Source organism: Terrirhizobium terrae, assembly GCF_030323265.1.
Taxonomy (GTDB): domain Bacteria; phylum Pseudomonadota; class Alphaproteobacteria; order Rhizobiales; family Rhizobiaceae; genus Neorhizobium.
Genome location: NZ_CP104990.1, coordinates 322521 through 348112, shown reverse-complemented (window position 1 = coordinate 348112; position 25592 = coordinate 322521). Strand labels below are relative to the sequence as shown.

Genomic DNA, 25592 nt, shown 5'->3' with positions numbered 1-25592 from the left:
CCATCGTTCGCAACGGAGGACTTAGCTCAATGTTCCTGACTAGCCGGGATACTCGTCGTTCAGAATGCGCAGGCCTTCGGCGAATTTGCTGCCGTCGCCGCCCATCTGATGCGTCTGTGCAAGATTGTCGGTGAGGTCGGCGCGTTTGACCGGGCGGGCCAGCGGATTGGCGATCGAGCGGCGCACGAAGTCGAAATAATCCTCGCCGTCGCGCTTGCTCATCGCATCAACCGCATCGATGACGATCTCGGAAAAGCCTTCTTCGCGAAGGCGCTGAAATGTCCAGCCCGGGCCCTTTTCGACGACGTCATGCAGCCATGCAACCAGTGTTTCATCCTCGCCCGTGACCCGTTCGGAAACCCGGCGGACGTGGTCGATGAAGGGGCCGCCCGTCTTGCTGGATTGGCCATGATGGGCCTCGGCGGCGATATCGATCGCCTTCTTCAATTGCGTGTCGTAGTTCATGGAATAACTCCCGTGTTGCGACAGGGCATAGCGATGCCCGGCGACAAAACGACATCAATCAGTGACTAGATACGATCCTCTTCGAATTGCTCGGCGCCTTCAAGCGGGGAGAGCCAGTTCTCCCGCCGCTTGACCCACAGTTCGTAGGTCGGCTCGACATCCGTCGGCGCCATGTCGAGCGAACCGACCCGGATTTCGACCTCGGGATCGTCAAGCTGGTTGAACACCCGGCCGCCGCAGGAGGTGCAGAACCCGCGGCCCTCGTAATAGCGGACATCGCCGGACATTTCGAACGCATGACGCGGCCAGATGCCGAATGTCGCGAATACCGAGCCGCTTTCCTTGCGGCAGTCCATGCAGTGGCAAAGGCCGATGCGGATCGGATCCGCCTTCACGCTGTAGCGAACCTGCCCGCACAGACAGCTTCCGGAACGAATGATCATGACGGGGCCTCCCTATCTCCGCAAACCGACATAGGGCAGGGAAACGGCGCGGCCAGCCTTCAAATCTACCGGATGTTCAGCGCCTCGCGGATGTCGGCTTCGCTTTCCAGCTTCTGGACGACGACACCATACCAGCCGAGGCCGTCGTAATCCTCGTAGCCCAGGGTCTTGGCATAGGCGACGATCGAGCCGTTGTTGTCATAGTAGCTGCCGGCCGCATGCCCATGCGGATTGGCGAGCGCAAAATGGGTGAAGAGCAGGGCCGGATTAGTGGTGGCGATGACGCGGCTGTTGCCGTCGAGCAGCATAACGGTGGTCTTGTCGGCGACGTGCGGCGGCAGGTTCGCCTCCTTCTCGACGATTGCCTGGCCCTGGTTCTGCCAGTCGAAATAGACGCCGAGCGTGCCGACCAGTGCACCGTCCAGCTTGCCGCCCTCGCGGATGCCGGTGGCGTAGACGAGGGCCGTCTGGTCATTGTGGAGAGGCGAGCGCTTCACCTCGTCGACGATGTAGTCGTCGCCGGATTTGCAGCGCGAGGCGGCGACGAACCATGGCTCGCCGGAGACGGAGAGACCTGTGATCTTGCGTTGGAATTTCGGATTTGCCGAGGCGATGATATTGCCCTTGAGGTCTGTCATGACGAGATCGAGATAGACCGTGTAGAAGCGGTTGATGACGCCGAGCCTTTCGGCGGCAAAGGCGCGGCGCTCCGCATCGGGCTCCTGGAGCGCTTCCCAGAGCGCGGTGTCGGTTGCCCACCAACGCACGTCGGCGGTGCGTTCAAAGAGATTGCGGACGATCAGCTGCACCAGGGTCTGGGCGAGATCGGTCAGCCGCACGCCTTCCATCTCGTTGACCAGTGAGTCCGCCATGGAACGGGTCATGCCGATGCGGCCCAGCACATTGCTCTCGAATTTCGAGGCGATGTCGGTGGCGATCTGAGCGAGCCGTTGCACCTCGTTGGCGACGACGGCAAATCCCTTGCCCATTTCCCCGCGCGAGCCGCCTCGATCAGCGCGTTGATCGCCAGAAGCTTGATCTGCTTGACGACATGGGTGTTGTCGGCGCTGAAGCGCTCAAGATCCTTGCCGATACCTTCCGTGATGACCTGCATCGAGCGGGGCGTGGCTGCGTGATGATGCTGTTCTGCTTCGGCGGGGATCATGCGCAGGTCCTAAAATTGAAAAGAGAAATATGACAATGTGTTTCAATTTGGCATGAACATGGTTTTTACTTGGTTAATGCCGACTAAAGCCCGAGGTGCGACAGAGAAATTTCTTGGTTTAATCTTGTTCGTTTAAAGCAACGACTGGAGACAGGAACTTATGTTCCAATAAAGTGTTTGAGCATCGGGTAATCCATGGAGGTTCCGATGCGTGGTCTGGTTCTTACGACAATGCTCGCGACGCTCGGCCTTGCGACGATGAGCCAGGCGGCCGAAGGCGATTTTCTGAAATCGATGAATGGGAACTGGAGCGGCAAGGGAACGGTGACGACACGCATCGGTGCCAAGCCGGTCAACGTGACCTGCAACCTGGATTTCAGTTCCCGCGCTTCAGCTCTCGCCATGGACGGCAATTGCCGAGGTCTCGTCGTCGTCAATCGATCCATTTCGGCAAATATCAAGGCGTCGGGCACGCGTTACAGCGGCACCTATACCGGTCCGTCCGGGCAGCCTTCTTCGCTCTCCGGTAGCCGTCGCGGCAATGCCATCAATCTCGCGGTCCGCTGGGCGAGGAAACCAATGGCGACCGATCCGCGACGATGACCATCGCAAAGCTCTCCGATAACAGGTTGCGGTTGCAGACGATCGACAAGGATCTGAAGAGCGGCAAGTCGGTTGTGACGAGCAGTATCGATCTCAGCCGCTGAACGATGAAACCATTTTCAAGCTAGCGCGTTCTGTCGCCCGACTTTCAAAAAGCTCGGGTAAGGGTCTTTGTCCTTGCCCGCTGCAATCAACACTGGAGACTTTCTTGGATATCATCCGCATTCTGCTCGCCTTCCTGCTGCCGCCGCTCGGCGTGTTCCTCCAGGTGGGCCTTGGCCTGCATTTCTGGCTGAACATCCTGCTTACCCTATGCGGCTGGCTTCCGGGCATCGTTCATGCGCTCTGGGTGATCCTCAAGAAGTAGTCTTCAGCTTCAGGCGCCCGCGCGTATCGCGCGGGCTTTCGCCGTAGCTTGCTCTGTAGCTGCGTGAAAAGGCTGAGGCCGAATTGAAGCCTGTCTCGGCGGCGATATCCGCAAAACTCCCCTTCGTCTCGATGACCTTGCGCCGGGCGGCGTTCAGCCTCAGCGCCAGATAATGAGCGTGGGGTGCTACGCCCATCGTCTCCCGAAACAGATCCTGCAGATGCCGGGAGCTGACGCCGGAGCGTCTGGCGAGCCTGCTGAGCGACAGCGGCGCCTCGACCGTCTCCTCCATCAATTTCACCGCCTTCTGTACCCGCGCATCGACGATCCGCATATTGCCGATTGCCGGCATTTGCATCAGATCGCCGCGGGTGCGGTCCTGCTCGTAGATGAACAACCGCGAGACTTCGAGCGCCAGCGAATAGCCGTGGGCGCGGCGGATCAGTTCCAGCATCAGGTCGAGCGTCGGCAGCGAGCCGCCGGTGGTGATCCGCTTGCCGTCAATGACGAAGCGCTCGCGTACCATTGTCACCTGCGGATAGGCGCGGGCGAAATCATCGAAATCCTCCCAGTGGGTGGTGGCGGAAAAGCCGTTCAGCAGACTGGTCTCGGCCAGGATGAAGGAGCCCGCCTCGATGCCGGCCATCAGCGATCGATGACGGGCGGTGCGGGAAAGCAGGAATTTCATCTCGCGGGTGGCGCCGTTCCGCCAGTTGTAGCTGGAGAGCACAAAAAGCGGATCGGTCTCCCGCGTCGGCCGGAATGCGCCGGAAACGGGGATGGTAATGCCGGATTTCGTCTCGATCGGCCGGCCGTCTGGCGAATGGAGCGTCCAGCGGTAGAGATCGCGTCCGGCGATGCGGTTTGCGGCGCGTAGCGGCTCGATCACGGATGCAGTCAGGATGAGGTTGGTCTCGGGCAATACGAGGATGTCGATATGCTGTCCAGCATTCCCAAAGTCCATCTATAAAGCCTCATTCCGTTTCCGATAATGTATAGAAGAGCGCCAAAAGTGGAAAGCATCGCGATCGCTTCCGGTTCGTAATGGGCAAAACGAACGAGAGGAGGGATCATGCCGCTCGAGATGAACCGCGAGGTCTTCATTACCGCCGCCATCACCGGTGCCGGTGATACGACGGGCAAGTCCAAGCATGTGCCGATCACGCCGAAGGAAATCGCGGAGTCTGCAATCGATGCGGCCAAGGCGGGTGCTGCGGTCGTGCACTGTCACGTCCGCAACCCGGAGACGGGGGCTGCTGCCCGTGGTCGCGAGCTCTACAAGGAAGTCACCGACCGCATCCGTTCGGCCGATATCGATGTGGTGCTGAACCTGACCGCTGGCATGGGCGGAGATCTCGTATTCGGCAATGTCGAGGCGCCGTTCCCGTATAATCCGGATGGCACCGACATGGCCGGTGCGACGGAGCGCGTGGCGCATGTGGCCGAATGCCTGCCGGAAATCTGCACGCTCGACTGCGGCACGATGAACTTTTCCCTCGGCGACTACGTGATGACCAATACGCCGTCGATGCTGCGCGAAATGGCGCGGCAGATGACGGCGCTCGGCGTGCGGCCGGAGATCGAGGCTTTCGACACCGGCCATCTGTGGTTTGCCAAGCAGCTGGTGGAGGAGGGGCTGATCGAGGACCCGGTTCTGATCCAGCTCTGCATGGGTATCCCGTGGGGCGCGCCGGACGATCTCAACACCTTCATGGCGATGGTCAACAACGTGCCGAAAGGCTGGACTTTCTCGGCCTTCTCGATCGGCCGCAACGCGCTTGCCTATCCGGCAGCCGCGGTGCTTGCCGGCGGCAATGTCCGCGTCGGGTTGGAGGACAACCTCTATGTCGGCAAGGGCCAGCTCGCGACGAATGCACAGCTTGTCGAAAAGGCGGTCGGCGTGATCGAGGGCATGGGCGCCAAGCTCATCGGACCGGAGCAGGTGCGCGAGAGGCTGAAGTTGAAGAAGCGGTAAGCCAAGGCTTACCCCTCACCAACTTCGGCCAAGGGTTCGCTTTGCTCACCCGGTCTTCGTATCCTCTCCCGCAAGGGGAGAGGCAGGGTGCCACAAGCGCCGCCTTCGCTTCAGGCAGGAAGGGTGCTGCGAGTTTACCTCTCCCTTGCGGGAGAGGATAGCAAGTCCGCGAGAGGCATAGCCGATCGCTGGACGCGCTTGGTGAGGGTAAATCACTGCGCAATGCGGCTGAGATTTAAAGGGGATGAATTCATGACCACCATCCAGAAAGCCGCCTGTATCGGTGGCGGCGTCATCGGCGGGGCATGGGCCGCCCGCTTCCTGCTCGGCGGCATCGATGTGTCGATGTATGATCCGCATCCGGAGGCGAAGCGCATCGTCGGCGAAGTGATCGCCAATGCCGAGCGCGCCTATGCCATGCTGACCATGGCGCCGCTGCCGCCGAAGGGAAAACTGACCTTCTGCAAGACAGTCGAGGAGGCGGTCGCAGGCGCCGACTGGATCCAGGAAAGCGTGCCGGAGCGCGTCGACCTGAAGCGCAACGTGATCACCCAGATCGATGCCGCCGCCGATCCGAAGGCACTGATCGGTTCGTCGACCTCCGGCATCATGCCGACAGATCTGCAGCGCGACATGAAGCACCCCGAGCGGATGTTCGTCGCCCATCCCTATAACCCGGTCTATCTCCTGCCGCTCGCCGAACTGGTCGGTGGTCAGAAGACCTCGGCCGAGACGCTGGAACTCGCCAAGGCGCGGCTCGCGCCGATCGGCATGAAGGGCGTGATCCTGAAAAAGGAAATCGAGGCCTTTGTCGGCGACCGCCTGCTGGAAGCGGTGTGGCGCGAGGGCCTGTGGCTGATCCACGACGACATTTGCGACACGGAGACGCTGGACGATGTGATCCGCTATTCCTTCGGCATGCGCTGGGCGCAGATGGGCATGTTCGAGACCTATCGCATTGCAGGCGGCGAGGCGGGCATGCGCCATTTTCTGGCGCAGTTCGGTCCCTGTCTCTCCTGGCCCTGGACGAAGCTGACGGATGTCGTCGATCTCGACGACGCGCTGGTCGACAAGATTGCCAGCCAGTCGGACGCGCAATCCGGCGCCCGCGGCATCCGTGATCTGGAACGCATCCGCGACGAAAACCTCGTGGGCATCATGCAGGCGCTGAAAGGCGCCGACGGCGGCAAGGGCTGGGGCTCGGGGAAGATTCTCGCCGAATTTGAGAAGCATCTCTGGGCACAAGGCGGAGGCAAGACGGAGGCGCTGGATTTCTCGGTGCCGTTGCGCCTTGTCGATACCAAGGTCAGCGCCGCCTGGGTGGACTACAATGGCCACATGACCGAGCATCGCTACCTGCAGGTATTCGGCGATACATCCGACGCGCTGCTGCGGCTGATCGGCGTCGACTTCGCCTATGTCGAGACGGGCCACAGCTACTACACGGTCGAGACCCATATCCGTCATCTCGGCGAAGCCAAGCTCGGGCAGGCGCTCTATACGACGCTGCAGGTGCTGGCGACTGACGAGAAACGCATCCGCTATTTCACCATCATCCATGACGCCGCGACCGGCGAAGCGCTTGCCACCGCCGAACAGCTGATGCTGCATGTCGACAGCAAGGCCGGCAAGGCAGCCTCAGCGCCGGCCGAAGTGCTGGCCAAGCTCGCGCCGATCGCCGAGGCGCATGCGAAGCTGCCGGAGCCGGAAGGTGTCGGGCGGGCAGTGGGGCAGAAGAGGTAGGCACGCTAGCGTCCTGTGACGGCATGGGTTGCTGGAACGGCGCCGCAATCTTAACCCTCCCCTTGTGGGGAGGGTGGCCGGCAGGCGGGAGGGGTTTCCATGCGACGGGAAGCCCCTCCCGACCCTCCCCACAAGGGGGAGGGGGCAGGTCGAGCCAGACGCGGCGCAGACAACAGATCGGGAGGTGAGACCATGAATTTCGGGTTGACCGACGAGCAGGACATGATCGTCAACACCGTCCGCGACTTCGTCGAGACGGAGATCTATCCTCATGAAAACGAGGTGGAGCGTACCGGTAACGTGCCGCCGGAACTCGGGCAGGAGATCGCCCGCAAATGCCGGGAGATCGGTTTCTTCGCCTGCAATTTTCCCGAGGAGGTCGGTGGTGCCGGGCTCGACCATACGTCGTTCACGCTGGTCGAGCGGGAGCTCGGGCGCGGGTCGATGGGGCTCACCGTGTTCTTCGGCCGCCCCTCCGGCATCCTGATGGCCTGCGAGGGCGAGCAGAGGGAAAAGTATCTTCTGCCGGCAGTGAAGGGCGAAAAGTTCGATGCCTTGGCGATGACCGAGCCGGATGCGGGATCGGATGTGCGCGGGATGAAGTGTTTTGCCAGGAAGGACGGCGACGACTGGGTTGTCACCGGCACCAAGCATTTCATCAGCCATGCTAATATCGCCGATTTCGTCATCGTCTTCATCGCGACGGGAGAAGAGGACACGCCGCGCGGTAAGAAGAAGCTGATCACCTGTTTCCTCGTCGATCGCGGCACGCCGGGTTTCGAAATCCGCGAAGGCTACAGTTCCGTTTCCCATCGCGGCTACAAGAACTGCATCCTGACCTTCGACGAATGCCGCCTGCCATCGGCCCAGATCCTCGGAGAACTGCACAAGGGTTTCGATATCGCCAATGACTGGCTCTATGCGACCCGCATCACGGTGGCTGCGACATCGGTCGGTCGGGCGCGGCGGGTGTTCGACTATGCGCTCTCCTATGCGGCCGAGCGCAAACAGTTCGGCAAGCCGATCGGCGCCAACCAGGGCGTCTCCTTCAAGATCGCCGACATGATCACCGAGATCGATGCGGCGGATCTTCTCACGCTGTCGGCCGCTTGGCGGCTGGACCAGAAGCTGCCGGCGAACCGCGAGATCGCGTCAGCCAAGGTTTTTGCGACGGAGATGCTGGCGCGGGTCACCGACGAGGCAATCCAGATCTATGGCGGAATGGGCCTTATGGACGACCTGCCGCTTGCAAGATTCTGGCGAGACGCCCGTGTGGAGCGGATTTGGGACGGGACGTCCGAGATCCAACGCCACATTATAAGCCGCGACCTGTTGCGGCCGTTGGGGGCTTGAGGCGATGGCCCGATCCTCGACCGCCTCACCCGCCCGAAAACCATTGCCGTGTTCGGCGGCAAGGAGGCGGGGCGTGTCGTCGAGCAATGCCGCAAGATGGGCTATGAGGGCGAGATCTGGCCGGTTCATCCGACCCGGGATGAGGTACACGGCTATCCGTGTTTTCGTTCGGTGGCTGATCTGCCCGGATCGCCGGACGCCTCCTTCGTCGGTGTCAATCGGCAGCTGACGATCGAGATCATTCGCGATCTTGCCGCGCGCGGGGCAGGCGGAGCGGTGTGCTATGCCTCGGGTTTCCGCGAGGCGGTGAGCGAGTTGGCAGATGGCGACGAATTGCAGTCGGCGCTTGTGGCGGCGGCCGGCGACATGCCGATCCTCGGGCCGAACTGCTACGGCTTCATCAACATGCTGGACGGCGCGCTGATGTGGCCAGACCAGCACGGCATGCTGCGCACCGAGACCGGCGTCGCCGTGCTGACCCAAAGCTCCAACATCGCCTGCAACATTTCCATGCAGCAGCGCGGTCTGCCGCTGGCCTATCTGATGACGGCGGGAAACCAGGCGCAGACGGGCCTGGCTGATCTCGCCTGCACCGTCATCCAGGATATGCGGGTCACCGCCGTCGGCCTGCATGTCGAGGGGATCGACAGTCTTGCATCCCTGGAGCGGCTGGCCCGGCTTTCCCGGCAGTACCGGAAACCGGTAGTGATGCTGAAGGTCGGCAAGTCGGAAGCCGCGCAGAAAGCGACGATCTCCCATACCGCCTCGCTGGCCGGCAATGACGCGGTATCCTCGGCCATCCTCGCCCGGCTCGGCATTGCCCGTGTCGATACGCTGCCGGAGCTTCTGGAGACGCTGAAGCTCTTGCATCTCTACGGGCCGCTTTCGAGCAACGAGATATCCTCGATGAGCTGTTCCGGCGGCGAGGCTTCGCTGATGGCGGATGCCGGGGTGGAGCGGAAGATTTCCTACCGGGCGCTGCGCGACGGGCAGTTGAAGCCGCTGCGCGAGACGCTGGGGCCGATGGTGACGCTTTCCAATCCGCTCGACTACCATACCTTCGTCTGGGGCAATGGCGAGAAGCAGACGGCAGCCTTTTCCGCCATGATGCAGGGCGGCTATGGGCTCAATCTCGTCGTTCTGGATTTCCCCGCCTCGACCGATGCGACGCCTCCGACTGGATGACGACGGTGGATGCCGTCGTGGCCGCCCATAAGGCGACCGGCGCCAATGCCGGTATCGTCACCAGCATGGCCGAGAACCTGCCGGAGACGGTGGCGATCGGCCTGATGCAGCAGGGCGTCGTGCCGTTTTTCGGCATAGAGGAGGCACTTGCAGCCGCGGAGGCCGTGGCCCTTATCGGTTCTGCCTGGGCAAAGCCCGAGCCGGAGACGCTGCTTGCCGTCGGTGCAAGCGCGGGGGAGGCGGTGACGCTGAACGAGGATGAGGCCAAGCGCGAGCTTTCCGCCTTCGGTCTTCCGGTGCCCGAAGGTCTTGTGGTGATGGAGCCGAGGGATGCTGGGCCGGCGGCCGAAAAACTGGGCTTTCCGGTGGCGCTGAAGGGCAGAGGGGTTGCCCACAAGACCGAGGCCGGTGCGGTTAAGCTCAATCTGAAGAGCGCCGAAGAAGTGGTGGCTGCAGCCGAGGCGATGGCCGGTGTCGCGCACGGCTATCTCGTCGAAAAGATGGCGGCAAAACCGGTGGCGGAAATCATCATCGGTGCAATGCGCGACCCCGTGGCCGGGCTGGTGATGACGGTCGGTGCCGGCGGGATTCTGGTGGAATTGCTGGAGGACGCCGCGCTTGTGACCCTGCCGGCTTCGGCGGAGGCAATCTCGGCCGCGATCGGAGGGTTGAAGGTCAAGAAATTGCTCGATGGCTATCGCGGTAGGCCAAAGGGCGATGTCGCCGCGCTGGAAGTGGCGATTGCCTCGGTCGCGGCCTATCTCGTCGCGAATGCCGCTGATATCGAGGAACTGGACATCAATCCGGTCATGGTTCTGCCGGAAGGCGAAGGTGCCCTGGCCGTGGACGCGCTGGTAAGACGGAGGATCGCATGAGCGACGAACGGATCAGGACCCGACGAGAGGGCGGCATTCTAGAGGTCACGATCGACCGGCCGAAAGCCAATGCGATCGATCTCGTCACCTCGCGGATCATGGGCGAGATCTTTGCCGATTTTCGCGACGACGAGACGCTGAGGGTGGCGATCATCACGGGGGCCGGCGAGAAATTCTTCTGCCCCGGCTGGGACCTGAAGGCGGCCGCGACCGGCGATGCGGTGGATGGCGACTATGGCGTCGGCGGTTTCGGCGGCATGCAGGAACTGCGCGACCTGAACAAGCCGATCATCGCCGCCGTCAACGGTATCTGCTGCGGCGGCGGGCTGGAAATCGCGCTGTCGACCGATCTCATCCTGGCGGCGGAGCACGCGACCTTCGCGCTGCCCGAGATCCGCTCGGGCACGGTTGCGGACGCCGCTTCGATCAAGCTGCCGAAGCGCATTCCCTATCACATCGCCATGGACATGCTGCTGACCGGCCGGTGGCTCGACGTGCAGGAAGCGCATCGCTGGGGCTTCGTCAACGAGATGCTAGCAGCCGATAAATTGATGGGCCGGGCCTGGGAACTGGCGCGCCTGCTCGAAAGCGGCCCCCGCTCGTCTATGCGGCAATCAAGGAAGTGGTGCGCGCGGCCGAAGGCGAAACCTTTCAGACGACGATGAATAAGATCACCCGACGGCAGCTCAAGACGGTCGACATTCTCTATTCCAGCGAGGACCAGCTGGAAGGTGCGCGTGCCTTTGCCGAAAAGCGCGATCCGGTTTGGAAAGGCAAATAAGCCGTCGCGTCAGGCCGCGATATCGGCGATTTCGCCGGATTGCCAGATAACTTTGGGGTCGGACATGTCGCCGCTTTCCATATCCACCTGAACGGAATAGGCAGCGACGCCGACGAAACGGTCTGCCATGGCGCGGGAGATCTTCTCCGCCGACGCAGCGCTGGATGCGGCGCGCATTTCGCCCGGCGCGATATTGCCGCGGACCTTCTTGAACGGGAGAACGATGAATTTTTCGGCTCGGGACATGGTGTCTCCTTCTGTTGGTGCACTTTGTCCGCAGCTTCATCGAAGTCAATGGAAGACACACCGGAATTCCTGAAATAACTGGATTTTCAACTATCTCGCGCCACTATTTCTATAAGGATCATGAACTTGGATATCCGGCTTTTCGAACCCGAAGACGCCGAGGAGCTCGCCCCTCTGCTCGAAGAGATGCAGGCCTATTACAGCGTCTTCTGCCCGCCACGCGACGCCATCATAGCTACGCTGCGAAGCTTGCCTCAGGGGCTGAGATCCTGGTCGCCCGGCTGGATGATCGCATCGTCGGCTTCGCGGGTTTCGGCGCGAACTACGCCGGGCCCGGGTTGAAGCCGGGTTTCTTCCTGAAGGATCTTTACGTCACGAAATCCCAGCGCGGCAAAAGCATCGGCAAGGCGCTGATGTCGCGGATTGCGGCCATTGCAGTGGAGCGGGGCTTCACCCGTATCGACTGGACTGCATCCCGCAGCGACGAAAAACTGATCCGCTTCTACGGTGCGCTCGGCGCGTCCTTGAAGGAGGATCGGGTATTTTTCCGGCTCGACGGCGAGGGGCTGAATGAACTGGCGCGCGCGAAATAATCGCTACTTTTGCCCCTCATATTGTGGCAGGCCATCGGTGATGTCGTGCCACGGTGCCTTAGAGCCCACAAATATGTGGTGGGTGGGACGGATCATGGGCGGATCGACCAGGGTTCCCATCGCAACGTGAACCCAAGCCGCTTCGCGCACCAGAGAATAGAGGAGTGAGCCGCAGGCACGGCAATGGGCGTTGTGATTGTCCGCGCTGCCATAGACCATAAGATCACCAGCATCCTTCGTCACCGTCAGCTTCTCCCGCGGGATGCCGGCGAACGGCTTGAATGCCGAGCCGGTGGCGCGGCGGCAACCAGAACAGTGGCAATTGGCGGCATAGACGAAGGCATCGTCGACGGAATATTCCACCGCTCCGCAAAAACACTTGCCCAACAGCCTCATCGCATCACGCCCTGCTGATTTCTTCAAGATACCAGCCGACGTAGCGCAGCTCGTTCTGTTCCATAGGGGCGATCGGGCCGGGGACGAAGAAGCGGGAAACGACGCCACGGGCCGTGTGCTCGATAATCGCCTTATCCTCGTCGGTTGTCACCTTCCAGAGCCAGGTGAGTTGTTCGAGGTCGTAGTCGCGGCCTTCCTCGGCCTTCTCGTCGACCAGCCAGATCAGCTCCATCTCGCAGGTATCGATCGTCTTCGGGATGAAGCGGTAGATCATGCCGTGGTCGGCATAACAGACGAGGAAGCTGGTGCCGCCGAGATGGATGGAGGTGACGCCGCCGTCGAAATCGGAAAAGCGGCCCATCAACGGGGCCAGCGGCTGGCCGTCCCTGCTGCCCGTCTTCACCCCGTCATAGAGCGCATAACGGAAGGCATGGATCGCCTCGCGGTTCTCCGCCGAATTCTGCCAGTGATTGCCGGATCCGACCTCGATGCCAAGGGCGCAGGTGCGCTCCTCCATCGCCGCGTTCAGCTCCTCGATCAGATGCAGGGGCTGTTCCAGCGCGTGGGTTTCGGAATATTCCGGATGCGCCGGGCCGCAATGGTAGCATTCGACATAGTTTTCGACCGCGAGCTTCCAGTTGGCGTTCAGCGGATAGGCCTGGCGATATGCGACCTTGGCCGAGCCCCAGCCGTATTGGCCGCAGGTGGCACGCAACAGGTTCTCGACCTCGGAGAAATCCAGCGGCTCATCGGCGAAGGATATGAAGACGAGGCCCTCGACGACACGGACATGCAGCTTCTTCAATCCATGGTCTTCGCGCTTGAAATCCTTGGGCATCAGGCGCGCGGCCTTCAGGCGGCCGTCATTGGCGAAGGTCCAGGCGTGATAGGGGCAGACGAAAGCTTTGGCGTTGCCCTTGTCCTTCGTGCAGACCTCGGCGCCGCGATGGCGGCAGACATTGAGCATGGCATGGATGGAGCCGTCGCCGGCGCGGGTGAGGATGATCTGCTCGGGGCCGAGTTTGAACAGCTCGAAGTCATTGAGGTTGGGGATGACGCTTTCATGGGCCAGGCAGTGCCAGTGGCGGAAGAAGACGCGTTGCATATCTCGTTCGAAGATTTCGGCATCGAGATAGAAGGGGCGGGTGAGGCCGTGGCCGGGTCGATGCTCGGCGATCAGCCGGTCGATGCGGTCGAGCGAGGGAGGTTCCTCGATGGTATCGGATGCGAGCATGGTGTTGTCTCCTTTTGGCCGAAGTTGGCTTCGGCAAGTGTGGTTTGGCGTAGGCGTGGCCGCCGGCTCCCGCTTTCTTCTCCCTTTGGGGAGAAGATGCCCGAAGGGCAGATGAGGGGCTGGGCGCGCCGCAAACTCATGTCCGCCTGCTATTCGGCTTCGCCGCCCCTCATCCGGCACCGCCACCTTCTCCCCACCAGGGAGAAGGAAATTGCCGCACCGTCCTTTTTACATCCGCACCCGCTCTGCCTTCGGGTCGTAGATCGGCGCGAGCGATGCCTCTGCCTTCACCCGCCGGCCGGCGATTTCGATTTCGTAACTCGATGCCAGAACCTCGGCCGCGCTCTCGCCCTTGCATGGCACATAGCCGAGGCCGATCGCGCCCCCGAGGAAATGGCCGTAATTGCCGGACGTGATCGTGCCGACGATGTTTCCGTCGCGCACCACCGCCTCGTTGTGGAAGAGCAGCGGTTCCGGCTCGGTCAGGCGGAACTGGACGAGCCGGCGCGCGAGTCCCGCCTCCTTCTTGCGCAATACCGCGTCGCGGCCGATGAAGTCGCCCTTGCTGGTCTTGACGGCAAAACCGAGACCGGCTTCCAGAACATGATCCTCGTCGGTGATGTCATGGCCGAAATGGCGAAAGGCCTTTTCGATGCGGCATGAATCCAGTGTGTGGAGGCCGCAGAGTTTCAGGCCGCTATCCGCGCCGGCTTCTTCTATCGCTTCAAAGACGTGGGCGGTCTGGTCCGAGGATACATAAAGCTCCCAGCCGAGTTCGCCGACATAGGTGACGCGATGGGCGCGGGCCAGCCCCATGCCGATCTCGATCTCCTGCATCGTGCCGAACGGATTGACGTCATTGGAAAAATCGTTGGGGCTGATCTTCCCGATCAGTTCGCGCGATTTCGGGCCCATAAGGCAGAGCACGCTTTCGGCCGCCGTGACATCGGTGACGACGACGAATTCGTCGCGCAAATTCTTACGCAGCCAGGCGAGGTCGCGCTGCAGCGTTGCTCCGGGCACGACGAGGAAGTAGGCAGTTTCGGAGAGACGGGTGACCGTGAGGTCGCATTCGATGCCGCCCTTGCGGTTCAGCATCTGGGTATAAACGATGCGGCCTGCGGGCACGTCGATCTCATTGGCGCAGACGCGGTTGAGGAAGGCCATCGCATCGCGGCCTTCGACGCGGATCTTGCCGAAGGAAGTCATGTCGAACAGGCCGACGCCTGTGCGAACCGCCATGTGTTCTTCGCGCTGGTTTTCGAACCAGTTCTGCCGCTGCCAGCTATAGCGGTATTCGCGTTCCTGACCGGGTTTAGCGAACCAGTTGGCACGCTCCCAGCCGGCCACTTCGCCGAACACGGCGCCGCGGGCCTTCAGGTGTTCGTGGATGGGTGACCGACGGACACCGCGCGCGGTTGCCATCTGGCGATAGGGAAAGTGGTCGGCATAGAGCAGGCCGAGCGTTTCGCCGACCCGCTCGCGCAGATAGGTACGGTTTTTCTGGAACGGCTGGGCGCGGCGGATATCGACTTCCCAGAGATCGAAGGGCGGCTCGCCGTCATTCATCCATTGCGCCAGCGCCATGCCGGCACCACCGGACGAGACGATGCCGATCGAGTTGTAGCCGGCGGCCACCCAATAGCCTCTGATCTCCGGCGTCTCGCCCAGATAGTAACGGTCGTCGGGGGTGAAGCTCTCCGGGCCGTTGAAGAAGGTATGAATACCGGCTGTTTCCAGCATCGGCATGCGGTTGATCGCCATTTCCAGGATCGGTTGGAAATGGTCGAAATCTTCCGGCAGCTGGTCGAAACAGAAATCCTCGCGGATTTTTTCGCCCTTCGGCGGCCAAGGTTTTGCCTTGAGCTCAAAGGCGCCGACCAGCATCTTGCCGGCATCCTCCTTGTAATAGGTGCATTCGTCGGGCACGCGCAGGACGGGCAATTGCTTGAGGTCAGCGATCGGCTCGGTGACGATGTAAAAGTGTTCGCAGGCATGCAGCGGTACCGTGACGCCCGACTTGGCGGCGAGATCGCGGCCCCACATGCCGGCGCAGTTGACGACGTTTTCAGTTTCGATCGTATAAGGCTCGCCATTCTGTTCGCAGACGACGCCGGTGACGCGGCCGTTTTTTGTCAGCACCTCGATGACCTTGACGCCTTCGATGATCGTGGCGCCGTTCTGGCGCGCGCCTTTCGCCAGCGCCATGGCGATGTTGGCCGGATCGCACTGGCCGTCGAGCGGGAGATGCACGGCCGCCTTGACGTCCCCGATGTTCAAGTGCGGATACATGGCCTTCGCCTCTTCCGGCGAGATTTCGCGCACATCGACGTTGAAGGCGCGGGCGAGGGATGCCTGACGGTAGATTTCTTCCTTGCGTTCGTCCGTGAGAGCGACGGTCATCGAGCCGTTCTGTTTCATGCCGGTGCCGATACCGGTCTCGGCCTCCAGCTTGACGTAGAGATCGGCGGAATATTTGGCGAGCCGCGTCATGTTCTGGCTGGCGCGCAACTGGCCGATCAGGCCTGCGGCATGCCATGTCGTGCCAGAAGTCAGCTGCTTGCGTTCCAAGAGCACGACATCGGTCCAGCCGAGTTTGGCCAGATGGTAGGCGACGGAACAGCCGGACACGCCGCCGCCGATGATGACCGCGCGGGCTTTCTGAGGGATCGGCTTCGGAGCATTGAGGGTATTCATGCGCGGATCCTCTCATTGGTCGGATCCCAGAGCGGGCCGTCGGGCTGCACCACGGCCTTGAAGCGGTCGCCGAAGATCTCGACCTCCAGCTGCGTGCCCGGCTCGGTCAGGTCGGCGCGCAGCATGCCGAGCGCCAGCGACTTGCCGACGCGATAACCCCGGTTGCCGGAGGTCGTTTCGCCGACCACCTGGCCACCGTGCCAGAGCGTCGACATGTAGGGCGCGTCGCAATCGCCGGCTTCGACGGTCAGCGTGACGAAACGCTTCGAAACACCCTGCTGCTTTTCCGCAGCAAGCGCCGCCTTGCCCTTGAAGTCCGGCTTGGTCCAGTCAATGAAGCGTTCGAGCCCACCCTGCAGGACCGTGTAGTCGGTCGAAAGATCACCCTTCCAGGCGCGATAACCCTTTTCGATGCGCAGGCAGTCGAGCGCTTCCATGCCGAAGGGTTTTAGGCCGTGGCTTTGACCAGTGGCCCAGACGGCGTCGAAAATGGGGGCGGTGTCGTCGATCTTCGTATGGATCTCCCAGCCGAGTTCCCCGGCGAAGGACACGCGTACAAGCTGGCACCAGCGGCCGGCGATCTGGCAGGTTTGGTGGGTGAGCCAGCCTTTGGACAGGTCGGCGTCGCAGACTTTCGCCAGAATGTCGCGACTCTTCGGGCCGGTGAGAATCTGGCAGGAAAAATTGTCGGTGACGTCGTCCATAGTGAAGGCTGCGTCGGCAGGCATGTATTTCTTCAGCCAGTCGAGATCGTGCCATTGGGCCGTGGCGGCGGTGATCAGGAAAAGAAATCCTCCGCGAGCATCATCACCGACATTTCCGTGACGATACGGCCCTTGTCGTCGGCGAAATAGGCAAGCCCGATGCGGCCGGGCTTCGGTACCTTGCCGGTAATCAGCGAGGCGAGCCATTCCGTGGCGCCCGGCCCCTTCACCCGGTAGCGGGAAAAGCCCGGCAGGTCCAAAATGCCGGCGGCATCGCGGACGGCAAGACATTCTTCTTCGATGCGCGGCGACCAGGGGCCCTGTCGGCTCCAGGTCTGGGTTGCAGCTTCCGACGTGTCGTCGCCGGGCTTGGCGTACCACATGGCCCGTTCCCAGCCATTATAGGGCTTGAACTGGGCACCAAGCGCTGCGATGCGGTCGTGGATCGGCGACTGTTTCATGCCGCGTCCGGCCGGCCAGTAATGTTTTGGAAAATGCATGGCGTATTCGTGGCCATAAATCTCCATGCCCTTGTCGACGCAATACTTCTCATTCGAGGCAAAGCTCGTGTAGCGGCGCGGGTCGCAGCTCCACATATCCCATTCGGTCTCGCCCTCGGTCACCCATTCGGCGAGGACCTTGCCTGCGCCGCCCGCCTGGCAGATGCCGAAGGTGAAGACGCAGGCTTCGAACGCGTTCGGTACGCCGGGCATGGGGCCGATCAGCGGATTGCCGTCCGGCGCATAGGGAATGGGGCCGTTGATCATCTTCGACAGGCCGGCCGTGCCGAGGATCGGCACTCGCTCGATCGCATCGTTCAAGTACCATTCCAGCCGGTCGAGGTCGTCGGGAAAGAGCTGGAAGGAAAAGTCCTCCGGCATCGGGTCGTCCGGCGTCGCCCAATGGGCGCGGCAGTTCTTCTCGTAGGGGCCGAGATTCATGCCGTATTTTTCCTGACGGAGATAATAGGATGAGTCGACATCGCGCAGCAGCGGCAGCTTGTGGCCCGCCTCCTTCGACCATGCCGCCAGTTCGGGGATCTCGTCGAAGAGAATGTATTGATGGCTCATCACCATCATCGGCACGTCTCGGCCGAACAGCTTTCCGACTTCGCGGGCGTAATAGCCGGCGGCGTTGACAACATATTCGCAGGCAATCTCGCCCTTCGGGGTGGTCAGTATCCACTCGTCCTTTTCACGGCGCGCGGCCGTGACGGGACAGAAGCGCACGACTTTCGCGCCCATATCACGGGCGCCTTTCGCCAGAGCCTGGGTAAGCTGTGCCGGGTCGATGTCGCCGTCATAGGGATCGTAGAGCGCGCCGGTCAGATCATGGGTTTCGAGGAAGGGATATTTCGACCGCATCTCGTCGGGCGAGAGTATGTCGAGATCCATACCCTGATAGCGGCCCATACCGACGACGCGTTTGAACTCGCGCAGGCGCTCATTGGAATGGCCGAGCCGGATCGAGCCGGTGACATGGTAGTTCATCGGGTAATCGACCAAGGCACCGAGCTCGCGATAGAGCGAGGCGGAATAGCGCTGCATGTTCATGATCGACCAGGAAGACGAGAAGGTCGGCACGTTGCCGGCGGCGTGCCAGGTCGAGCCGGCGGTCAGCTCGTTCTTCTCCAGGAGCACGCAATCGGTCCAGCCGGCCCTGGCAAGATGGTAGAGCGACGAGGCCCCCACCGCTCCCCCGCCGATGATCACGACGCGCGCCCGTCCCGGCAATTCCGCCATGCTTCTGATCCCCTTGTTTTGCGCGAGATTTGCAGGGGATTTGACGTTCATCAAGCGCGCAGAAACGGCTTTATTGATCGAAGAATTCGATTAGATTTGAGCGGCATCCGGCGGGAGGGTTCTGGCGTGCAGATCGAACTGATCGAAACCTTTCTGGACCTGATGGAAACGCGCAGCTTCAACCGCACCGCCGAGCGGATGAACCTGACGCAATCGAGCATTTCCCACCGGGTCAACGCGCTGGAGGCTGATCTCAATCGAAAACTCTTCGTGCGCGGCAAGGGCGGCACGGTGCCGACGGCTGCGGCACTGCGCTTCTTCGACCACGCCAAGGCGCTGCAGCAAAACTGGCACGAGGCGCTGCGGGCGGTGGAATCTGCGGGAACCTACGAGCGCTCGATGCGCATCGGCATGCAGCATGACGTGGCGGAGATGATCGCGGGACCGTTCCTGAAGGCCGTGCGGGCGGAAATGCCGGGTATGTCGATCTACCTGGAAGCCGACTACTCGATCCAGATGAACCGTGATCTCGGGGCCGGCGATCTCGATCTTGCCGTGCTATACACGCCGCATCATCTGCCGGACTTGCACTACGAGCGTCTCGGCGAGATCGTCTATACGTTGGTCAGTACACGGGCAGGCGATGTTTCGGATGTAAAGCCCGCCGACTACATATACTCCAACTATTCCCCGGCCTTCGATCGGGCCCATCGTGTCGTCATGCCCGATTGTGTTGCGGCGCCTCTTATGACCGGTCGCAACCAGGTGGTCTGCGATCTGCTGGCTACGCTGGGCGGATCCGCCTATGTCCTGACGGCCAGTGCAAAGGCTTTGGCAGACGCGAAAACTGCTTCTCCCGTAGCCGGATCAACGGATATCCAGCAGACGGTTTACGCGGCAACCAATGTTCGCGCAAAGCACAGTCACCAGCATCGCCGGCTTGTGCAAATTCTCCTCAGTCTTATCCAGCAATTATAAACCCGGGACGCGGATTCAATCAGGAGTATACTTGTCTATTGTTGTAGGTAAGAATTTATAGAGATTGATTTTATTGATCATTTTTATTTTCGATGATCGTCCTTGTCGCATAAAACATGATTCACCTAGGCATTAAGCTGTATTAGCATGAATTTGCGAGATGATTCGTAAATAACGCTAATGATTAGCGAGGCTATAAATTGAACGCGCAGCAATATGCACTCAATGATGGCAGCTCCGTCGAACACTGGGCAATGAATCGTGCTCATCAGATCGTGGTTCATCAGGGCATGCGTCTTGTCGAGGCCGCTCAAAGCCTGGATCGCAAACAGACCAGCGCCAACACCTACGCTCTTCGCAAGGCCATAATGGACTGCCTGATCGAGGCAATGCAGGACGGCCCAGTCGCGACTGCCGCTGAATAAGCCATTTCACAGAAAGTTGAACATCCGGCTTTGGGCAGGACTCGTCGCCGTCTATTCCTGTGTTACAGTTTTGCGATCGACACTGCAGTGAGTGAATTCCCAATGCTTACAGCACTCGCATTGCTTCTTAGCTTATCTGCATCCGGTACGGTGATGGCACAAAACGGACAGGAGGTGGATGTCGAGCTTGTGCTGGCGGTCGATACGTCCCGCTCCATGGATTATGAGGAAGCACGCATCCAGCGCGAGGGCTACGTTGCGGCGCTGAAGCACAAGGAATTCATCGATGCGGTAAAGACGGGTCTTATCGGCCGTATCGCCATCAGTTATTTCGAATGGGCAGGTGACGTCGTGCCTGGATCGGTAATCGACTGGCAGGTCATCGAGAATGAGCAGGATGCGATCGCCTTTGCCAGCCGGCTTGAAGCCCGCCCCGTTGAGATGCAGCGGCGCACCTCAATTTCCGCGGCAATCGTGCAGGGCGCGACGATGATTGTTTCCAACAGCTATCATGGCATGCGTCAGGTGATCGATGTCTCCGGCGATGGCCCTAACAATTCCGGCAATCCCGTGACGCCCGCGCGCGACAAGGCTGTCGAGGCTGGCATCGTCATCAATGGTCTCGCGATCATGCTGCGGCCTTCCGGGACGCCCGGCGGGCTTGACCAATATTACGGCGACTGTGTCGTCGGCGGTCCAGGATCCTTCGTCCTTCCGGTCCATGACATAGAGGATTTCGGCGTTGCCGTGCGCCGCAAGCTGGTGATGGAGGTGAGCGGCCTACAGCCTGAACCGAGCATCCGCCGCATTGCCAACAAGCCGGCGCAGACGGATTGTATGGTTGGCGAGAAGCAGTGGCAGGACATGTTCGACCGCTAGGTGGCGGTATCTATAGAGACCCTGCCCAAGCGCGGACCCTGGCCGCCATGCTGCGCAGATGATCAGCGGCCGTGAAGCCGGATACCGACTTTCGCGGTTTCAGATCGTGATCTCCATCTTCCAGCCAGAAAAGTTCAATCGACGGTGACAGGTCATAGGACGGGACTTCATCACGCGTGCCGAAAGGATCGCGCGTCCCCTGAACGATCAGGGTTGGTGTCTTGATATGTTCCAGATGCGCCGTTCGCAATTGCTGCGGCTTTTCCGGCGGATGGAACGGATAGCCGAGGCAGAGCAGGCCCGATAGCTTTCCGGCCTCGTGCAGGCGGTCGGCGGCCATGCTGGCGACCCGGCCCCCATGGACTTGCCGCCGATGATTACCTTGCCCGGTGCTGCGAGAGATAAGACCGCTTGTTCATAGTGCGGGATCAGCAACTCCGCCTTCGGTGGCGGCTTGCGCGAGCCGGAGCGGCGGGCTGCCATATAGTCGAACTCGAAGCGAACGACGCGTAGGCCCTCGGCGGCGAGAGCTTCTGCTGCGGCTGTCATCGCAGCGGAATCCATCGGTGCGCCGGCACCATGTGCGAGAAGGATCGTCACGTCGGCGCCGTCCGGCCCAGTGGTCAGGAAATGCATATTTCTCAACCTCCTTATTTGCCTGCAGTTGCGGCTTGGTACGCTTGGCTATTCTGGCCGTTCTTCCGTCAGGCACTATGTGATTGATGCGCCCCAATAACAGGAGCGCAGGAGCGCAAAGCGGTGGCCAGAGCAGTACAGGCAGACGCCGGGAAGTCCAACAGTAATCCACCAGCCAGGGAATTACGCAGGTTCATCACTGGGCTTGGACGAGGGGCAGCCGGCGCGCTTCTCTTTGCCGTGCCCATGTTGATGACGATGGAGCTTTGGGAACTCGGCGACCATATCGAACGCAGCCGATTGCTGGTCATGCTGCTTCTCAACGTTCCGCTTCTCGTCATCCTCGCACATCGGATCGGTTTCGAGCGCACTTTCACTTGGGGACAAGCGCTTCGGGACGCAACGATCGCCTTTGGTTTAGGGATCGTGATAAGTGCAGTGATGCTCACCATAATGGGCATCCTGAAACCCGACACGACGCTGAACAGTGTCGTCGGTAGGATCGCGATCCAGTCCGTACCCGCAAGTATCGGCGCACTTCTCGGGCGGTCTCAGCTGGGCGGCGGTACGGGGCAGAAGGACATGGATGAAGGTGCCGTGCCGGATCATCCGTCGCCGAGCTATTCTCGCGAGCTCTTTCTCATGGGCGTCGGCGCGTTATTTCTCAACCTCAACGTCGCGCCGACGGAAGAGGTTATCCTTATCTCCTACAAGATGACGCCCTGGCACGCGCTGGCGGCGATCTTCATCTCAATCGCCATCATGCACGCCTTCGTTTATGCCGTGTCCTTTCGCGGTACGCATGAAATTCCGGAAGGCGAGCCGCGATGGCACGCCTTTTTCGATACACCTTGCCGGGCTATGTCGTCGCGATGCTGATCAGCCTCTATGTCCTGTGGATCTTCGGGCGGCTCGACAGCACGGCTGAAACGCAGATCCTGATGTCGGCGATCGTTCTTTCATTCCCAGGCGCGATCGGCGCGGCTTCGGCCCGCCTGATCCTTTAAAGGCGGAAATCCATGGCACGTCCGCAGAGAACTCGCTCTCAAAAGGCTCAGCCGCAGAAGGTCCGTGCCGATGCCTCTGCCCGCTTGGTCGAATGGGCAACGGGGCTCGTCTCGGCCGTCATCGTGATTTTAATAATCGGTTGGGTGGCATGGGTGGCCTTTACAGAGGTAGACACGTCACCGGCGTTCGAAACGACCATCACGCATCAGCAGGCGGTCGATGGCGGCTACCGTGTGAGCTTCGATATCGCCAATACATCGCCGCAGACGGCGTCAACCGTCGTTGTGCGTGGAGAGATCGTCGATGGCGAGACGATTATCGAATATGCGGACATTACCTTCGATTACGTTCCAGGCCGGTCCAGCGCCTCCGGCTCCTTCTTCTTCTCCCACGATCCCGCCGCGCACGCGATACGTCTGCGCGCAATTGGTTTTACCGAGCCCTGAGACGATGGTTCGAACATGAGAGCGGAAACGCATTTCGCCTGTAGTCGTTTTGACTGCGGTTGAAATCCACCAGAGGCCATTCGTCACCACCCTCCCGTCGTTGTCAAATATCCCGGAGGGTAACCATGAAGTACATTTTAAACATGAGCGTGGCGCTTGGCGTTTCTTTGATGGCTGTATCGGCAGCGCATGCCGATCTCAAGATCGGCGTTGCCGGACCGCTAACCGGCTCCAATGCTGCGGTCGGTGAACAGTTTCGCCAGGGCGCAGAGCGGGCCGCCGCGCACATAAATGCGACAGGCGGCATCGATGGCGAAAACGTCTCACTGGTTTACGGCGATGACGCATCGGACCCGAAGCAAGGTGTCTCCGTTGCCAATCGTTTCGCGGCGGACGGCGTCCAGTTCGTGATCGGACATTACAATTCGGGCGTCTCCATCCCAGCCTCGGATGTCTACGCCGAAAACGGCATCCTGCAGATCACACCGGGCTCCACCAACCCGACCTTTACCGAACGCAGCTTGTGGAACACCTTCCGTGTCTGTGGTCGAGATGACCAACAGGGAGCTGTGGCGGCGAAGTATCTGGCTCAACATTTTAAGGGCAAGCGGATCGCGGTTCTCGACGACAAGACGGCCTATGGTGTCGGCATTTCCGCCGAGGTGAAAAAGGGACTGGCACAGGCAGGCCTGAAAGTCACGGTCAGCGACAGCGTTTCGGTCGGCGACAAGGATTATTCCGCGCTGATCGCCAAGCTCAAGGAGGCCAAGGTCGACGTGATCTATTTCGGTGGTCTCTACACGGAAGCGGCCCTCATCATCCGGCAGGCGGCCGACCAGAGCCTAAAAGCCGTGCTGATGGCCGGAGACGGCATCACGTCAGCCGAATACGGCCAGATCGCCGGCGATGCCGCGCAGGGTACGCTCATGACCTTTGCACCCGATCCGCGGGTTGCGCCGGGTGCCGCGGACGTCGTGAAGGAGTTCCGCAAGAACGGTTTCGAGCCCGAGACCTACACACTCTACGCCTATGCGGCCCTGCAGATCATCAAGGCGGGCGTGGACGAGGCTGGATCCAGCGATCCGGAAGCCGTCGCAGAAGCCCTTCATTCCGGCCAGCCGATCAAGACCGTGTTGGGCGACATCGCCTTCAATGAGAAGGGCGATCGGCGGGACGAGGACTATACGATGTATGTCTGGAAGAAGAGCAAGGACGGCAAGCTCGACTATACGATGGTGAAGGACTGACCTGACGAGACAGGCTCACGAAGGAAGGACCGCAACGATCGTCGCTGCGGCCCTTTCAATGAATATGCTGGAGGAGACGTTCAGTCTCAAAAAGGCAGGCCGACATAGTTTTCGGCAAAGGTCGTCGAAGCGGCCTTCGAGGAGACGAGATAGTCGAGTTCGGCATCCTGGATCTTTGCGGTAAACGCCCCTCATCGGGAAAGCGGTGCATCATCATCGTCATCGACCAGGAAAACCTGACCGCGCGCCAGACGCGCTGCAGGGCTTTTTGCGAATAGGCGTCGAGGCCATCATCCTTTCCTTCGCGATAATGAAGCCTCAGTCCTTCGAAAAGATAGTGTACGTCGCTGGCCGCGAGGTTCAGCCCCTTGGCGCCGGTGGGGGCACGATATGCGCCGCATCGCCCACGAGAAACAGACGCCCGAAGCGCATCGGTTCGGCCACGAAAGACCGTAACGGTGCGACGGACTTTTCAAAGGATGGTCCAATCGTCAGGCAATCGGCATGTTCTTCCGGTAACCGGCGACGTAGCTCGTCATAGAAGCGATCATCCGACCAGTCCTCTATTCGCTCATCGGAACGGCATTGAATGTAATATCGGCTGCGCGTCGCCGACCGCATGGAGCAGAGCGCAAAGCCCCGTTGATGCCGGGCGTAAATCAGCTCTTCATTGACCGGCGGCACTTCGGACAGAACACCCAGCCATCCAAAGGGATAGACCCGCTCGAATGTCTGGATCGCTTCTGCCGGCACGCTCTTGCGGCTCGCGCCATGATATCCGTCGCAGCCAGCTATGAAGTCTGCATCGACGCGATGGTCGAGCCCGTCTTTTCGATAGGTCAGGTAGGGAGCAGCGCGATCTGTGTCGTGGACGGCGACATCATCGACACCGTGTACGGTCGTCAGGCCTGCCGCCTCGCGTGCGTCCATCAGATCATTCGTCACCTCCGTCTGGCCGTAGACGGTAACTGGCTTGCCTGTAAGGGCATGCAGATCGATGCGATGGCTGCGACCATCGAAGGCGAGCACCACTCCGTCGTGGCTCAGGCCTTCGCGATGCAATCTCGCACCGACACCGGCCTCGTCGAGTAACTGGACCGTTCCCTGTTCGAGGACGCCGGCGCGCACGCGGGCAAGGACATGCTCCTTGCTGGCGCGCTCGATGATGATTGTCTCGATGCCAGCCTTTGCCAGCAACTGACCAAGCAAGAGGCCGGATGGGCCCGACCCGATAATGGCGACCTGTGTGCGCATCGTCTCCTCCCAATGCGGACCCATCGTAGCCCTACCGGGGTTAAGGTGCGCAAGTGGGAGGAATGAACATTTTCCGTTTGAGATGTTTTTCAGACAGTCGAAGGCGACAAGACGACTTCATATGAGTTCGTGAAGATGCTCCACGTGGAGAA

At 60.8% G+C, this 25592-nt stretch carries 17 protein-coding genes and 8 pseudogenes; 14 read left to right on the top strand and 11 right to left on the bottom strand.

Annotation, left to right across the window (positions count from 1 at the left end; genetic code table 11):
- Nucleotides 1-39: 39 nt before the first annotated feature.
- From N7E02_RS01675 to N7E02_RS01665, 3 genes and pseudogenes are all read right to left on the bottom strand, one after another.
- Nucleotides 40-465, bottom strand: coding sequence for a metal-dependent phosphohydrolase (locus N7E02_RS01675; protein WP_286578349.1), 426 nt, complete (start codon nucleotides 463-465; stop codon nucleotides 40-42).
- 65 nt (nucleotides 466-530) lie between these two features.
- Nucleotides 531-908, bottom strand: a complete 378-nt coding sequence (locus N7E02_RS01670; RefSeq protein WP_286578348.1) for a GFA family protein — start codon at nucleotides 906-908, stop codon at nucleotides 531-533.
- A gap of 65 nt (nucleotides 909-973) precedes the next feature.
- Nucleotides 974-2073: pseudogene (locus N7E02_RS01665) on the bottom strand (methyl-accepting chemotaxis protein).
- A 207-nt stretch (nucleotides 2074-2280) separates the two neighbouring features.
- Between N7E02_RS01665 and N7E02_RS01660 the strand changes: the two are divergent.
- Nucleotides 2281-2780: pseudogene (locus tag N7E02_RS01660) on the top strand (hypothetical protein).
- 104 nt (nucleotides 2781-2884) lie between these two features.
- On the top strand, nucleotides 2885-3043 hold the full coding sequence (locus N7E02_RS01655) for a YqaE/Pmp3 family membrane protein (protein ID WP_286578347.1): 159 nt from the start codon (nucleotides 2885-2887) through the stop codon (nucleotides 3041-3043).
- Here N7E02_RS01655 and N7E02_RS01650 read toward each other — a convergent pair.
- The gene (locus tag N7E02_RS01650; protein ID WP_286578346.1) at nucleotides 3033-4007 is read right to left on the bottom strand and encodes a GlxA family transcriptional regulator; all 975 of its coding nucleotides are present in this window, start codon (nucleotides 4005-4007) and stop codon (nucleotides 3033-3035) included. The genes N7E02_RS01655 and N7E02_RS01650 overlap by 11 nt on opposite strands.
- A gap of 108 nt (nucleotides 4008-4115) precedes the next feature.
- On the opposite strand from N7E02_RS01650, the gene bcoG reads away from it, so the two are divergent.
- From bcoG to N7E02_RS01625, 5 genes and pseudogenes are all read left to right on the top strand, one after another.
- Nucleotides 4116-5018, top strand: coding sequence for a 3-dehydrocarnitine:acetyl-CoA trimethylamine transferase BcoG (gene bcoG, locus N7E02_RS01645; RefSeq protein WP_286578345.1), 903 nt, complete (start codon nucleotides 4116-4118; stop codon nucleotides 5016-5018).
- A gap of 252 nt (nucleotides 5019-5270) precedes the next feature.
- On the top strand, nucleotides 5271-6761 hold the full coding sequence (locus N7E02_RS01640) for a carnitine 3-dehydrogenase (protein ID WP_286578344.1): 1491 nt from the start codon (nucleotides 5271-5273) through the stop codon (nucleotides 6759-6761).
- 192 nt (nucleotides 6762-6953) lie between these two features.
- The gene (locus N7E02_RS01635; protein ID WP_286578343.1) at nucleotides 6954-8114 is read left to right on the top strand and encodes an acyl-CoA dehydrogenase family protein; all 1161 of its coding nucleotides are present in this window, start codon (nucleotides 6954-6956) and stop codon (nucleotides 8112-8114) included.
- Between the two features lie 12 nt (nucleotides 8115-8126).
- Nucleotides 8127-10174: pseudogene (locus tag N7E02_RS01630) on the top strand (acetate--CoA ligase family protein).
- Nucleotides 10171-10955: pseudogene (locus tag N7E02_RS01625) on the top strand (carnitinyl-CoA dehydratase). Before N7E02_RS01630 ends, N7E02_RS01625 begins: the two co-directional pseudogenes overlap by 4 nt.
- A gap of 9 nt (nucleotides 10956-10964) precedes the next feature.
- Here the strand turns inward: N7E02_RS01625 and N7E02_RS01620 are convergent.
- The gene (locus N7E02_RS01620) at nucleotides 10965-11201 is read right to left on the bottom strand and encodes a hypothetical protein (RefSeq protein ID WP_286578342.1); all 237 of its coding nucleotides are present in this window, start codon (nucleotides 11199-11201) and stop codon (nucleotides 10965-10967) included.
- A 17-nt stretch (nucleotides 11202-11218) separates the two neighbouring features.
- On the opposite strand from N7E02_RS01620, the gene N7E02_RS01615 reads away from it, so the two are divergent.
- Nucleotides 11219-11794, top strand: coding sequence for a GNAT family N-acetyltransferase (locus tag N7E02_RS01615; RefSeq protein WP_286578399.1), 576 nt, complete (start codon nucleotides 11219-11221; stop codon nucleotides 11792-11794).
- Nucleotides 11795-11797: 3 nt separating this feature from the next.
- On the opposite strand, the gene N7E02_RS01610 is transcribed toward N7E02_RS01615, so the two are convergent.
- The 4 genes and pseudogenes from N7E02_RS01610 to N7E02_RS01595 all read right to left on the bottom strand — a co-directional run bounded on the left by N7E02_RS01610 (nucleotide 11798) and on the right by N7E02_RS01595 (nucleotide 18567).
- Nucleotides 11798-12217 (bottom strand): GFA family protein, encoded by a 420-nt coding sequence (locus N7E02_RS01610; RefSeq protein WP_374730616.1) that lies wholly within the window; start codon nucleotides 12215-12217, stop codon nucleotides 11798-11800.
- On the bottom strand, nucleotides 12195-13424 hold the full coding sequence (locus N7E02_RS01605; protein WP_286578341.1) for an aromatic ring-hydroxylating oxygenase subunit alpha: 1230 nt from the start codon (nucleotides 13422-13424) through the stop codon (nucleotides 12195-12197). Before N7E02_RS01605 ends, N7E02_RS01610 begins: the two co-directional genes overlap by 23 nt.
- 228 nt (nucleotides 13425-13652) lie before the next feature.
- Nucleotides 13653-16121, bottom strand: coding sequence for a GcvT family protein (locus N7E02_RS01600; protein ID WP_286578340.1), 2469 nt, complete (start codon nucleotides 16119-16121; stop codon nucleotides 13653-13655).
- Nucleotides 16118-18567, bottom strand: a pseudogene (locus N7E02_RS01595) (GcvT family protein). The gene N7E02_RS01600 and the pseudogene N7E02_RS01595 overlap by 4 nt, the downstream one beginning before the upstream one ends.
- A gap of 126 nt (nucleotides 18568-18693) precedes the next feature.
- On the opposite strand from N7E02_RS01595, the gene N7E02_RS01590 reads away from it, so the two are divergent.
- The 3 genes from N7E02_RS01590 (at nucleotide 18694) to N7E02_RS01580 (ending at nucleotide 20849) form a co-directional block, all read left to right on the top strand.
- On the top strand, nucleotides 18694-19545 hold the full coding sequence (locus N7E02_RS01590) for a LysR family transcriptional regulator (protein ID WP_286578339.1): 852 nt from the start codon (nucleotides 18694-18696) through the stop codon (nucleotides 19543-19545).
- A 200-nt stretch (nucleotides 19546-19745) separates the two neighbouring features.
- Complete coding sequence (locus tag N7E02_RS01585) at nucleotides 19746-19970, top strand: hypothetical protein (protein ID WP_286578338.1); 225 nt, start codon at nucleotides 19746-19748, stop codon at nucleotides 19968-19970.
- 102 nt (nucleotides 19971-20072) lie between these two features.
- Nucleotides 20073-20849 (top strand): DUF1194 domain-containing protein, encoded by a 777-nt coding sequence (locus N7E02_RS01580; RefSeq protein ID WP_286578337.1) that lies wholly within the window; start codon nucleotides 20073-20075, stop codon nucleotides 20847-20849.
- 10 nt (nucleotides 20850-20859) lie between these two features.
- On the opposite strand, the pseudogene N7E02_RS01575 reads toward N7E02_RS01580, so the two are convergent.
- Nucleotides 20860-21485 (bottom strand): annotated as a pseudogene (locus tag N7E02_RS01575) (alpha/beta hydrolase family protein).
- A gap of 195 nt (nucleotides 21486-21680) precedes the next feature.
- On the opposite strand from N7E02_RS01575, the pseudogene N7E02_RS01570 reads away from it, so the two are divergent.
- From N7E02_RS01570 to N7E02_RS01560, 3 genes and pseudogenes are all read left to right on the top strand, one after another.
- A pseudogene (locus N7E02_RS01570) lies at nucleotides 21681-22492 on the top strand (TIGR02587 family membrane protein).
- A 12-nt stretch (nucleotides 22493-22504) separates the two neighbouring features.
- Nucleotides 22505-22939: a hypothetical protein gene (locus N7E02_RS01565; RefSeq protein WP_286578336.1), complete on the top strand. Its 435-nt coding sequence runs from the start codon at nucleotides 22505-22507 to the stop codon at nucleotides 22937-22939.
- A 125-nt stretch (nucleotides 22940-23064) separates the two neighbouring features.
- The gene (locus tag N7E02_RS01560; RefSeq protein WP_286578334.1) at nucleotides 23065-24186 is read left to right on the top strand and encodes a branched-chain amino acid ABC transporter substrate-binding protein; all 1122 of its coding nucleotides are present in this window, start codon (nucleotides 23065-23067) and stop codon (nucleotides 24184-24186) included.
- A gap of 86 nt (nucleotides 24187-24272) precedes the next feature.
- Here N7E02_RS01560 and pobA read toward each other — a convergent pair.
- Nucleotides 24273-25440: pseudogene (gene pobA, locus N7E02_RS01555) on the bottom strand (4-hydroxybenzoate 3-monooxygenase).
- Between the last annotated feature and the right edge of the window lie 152 nt (nucleotides 25441-25592).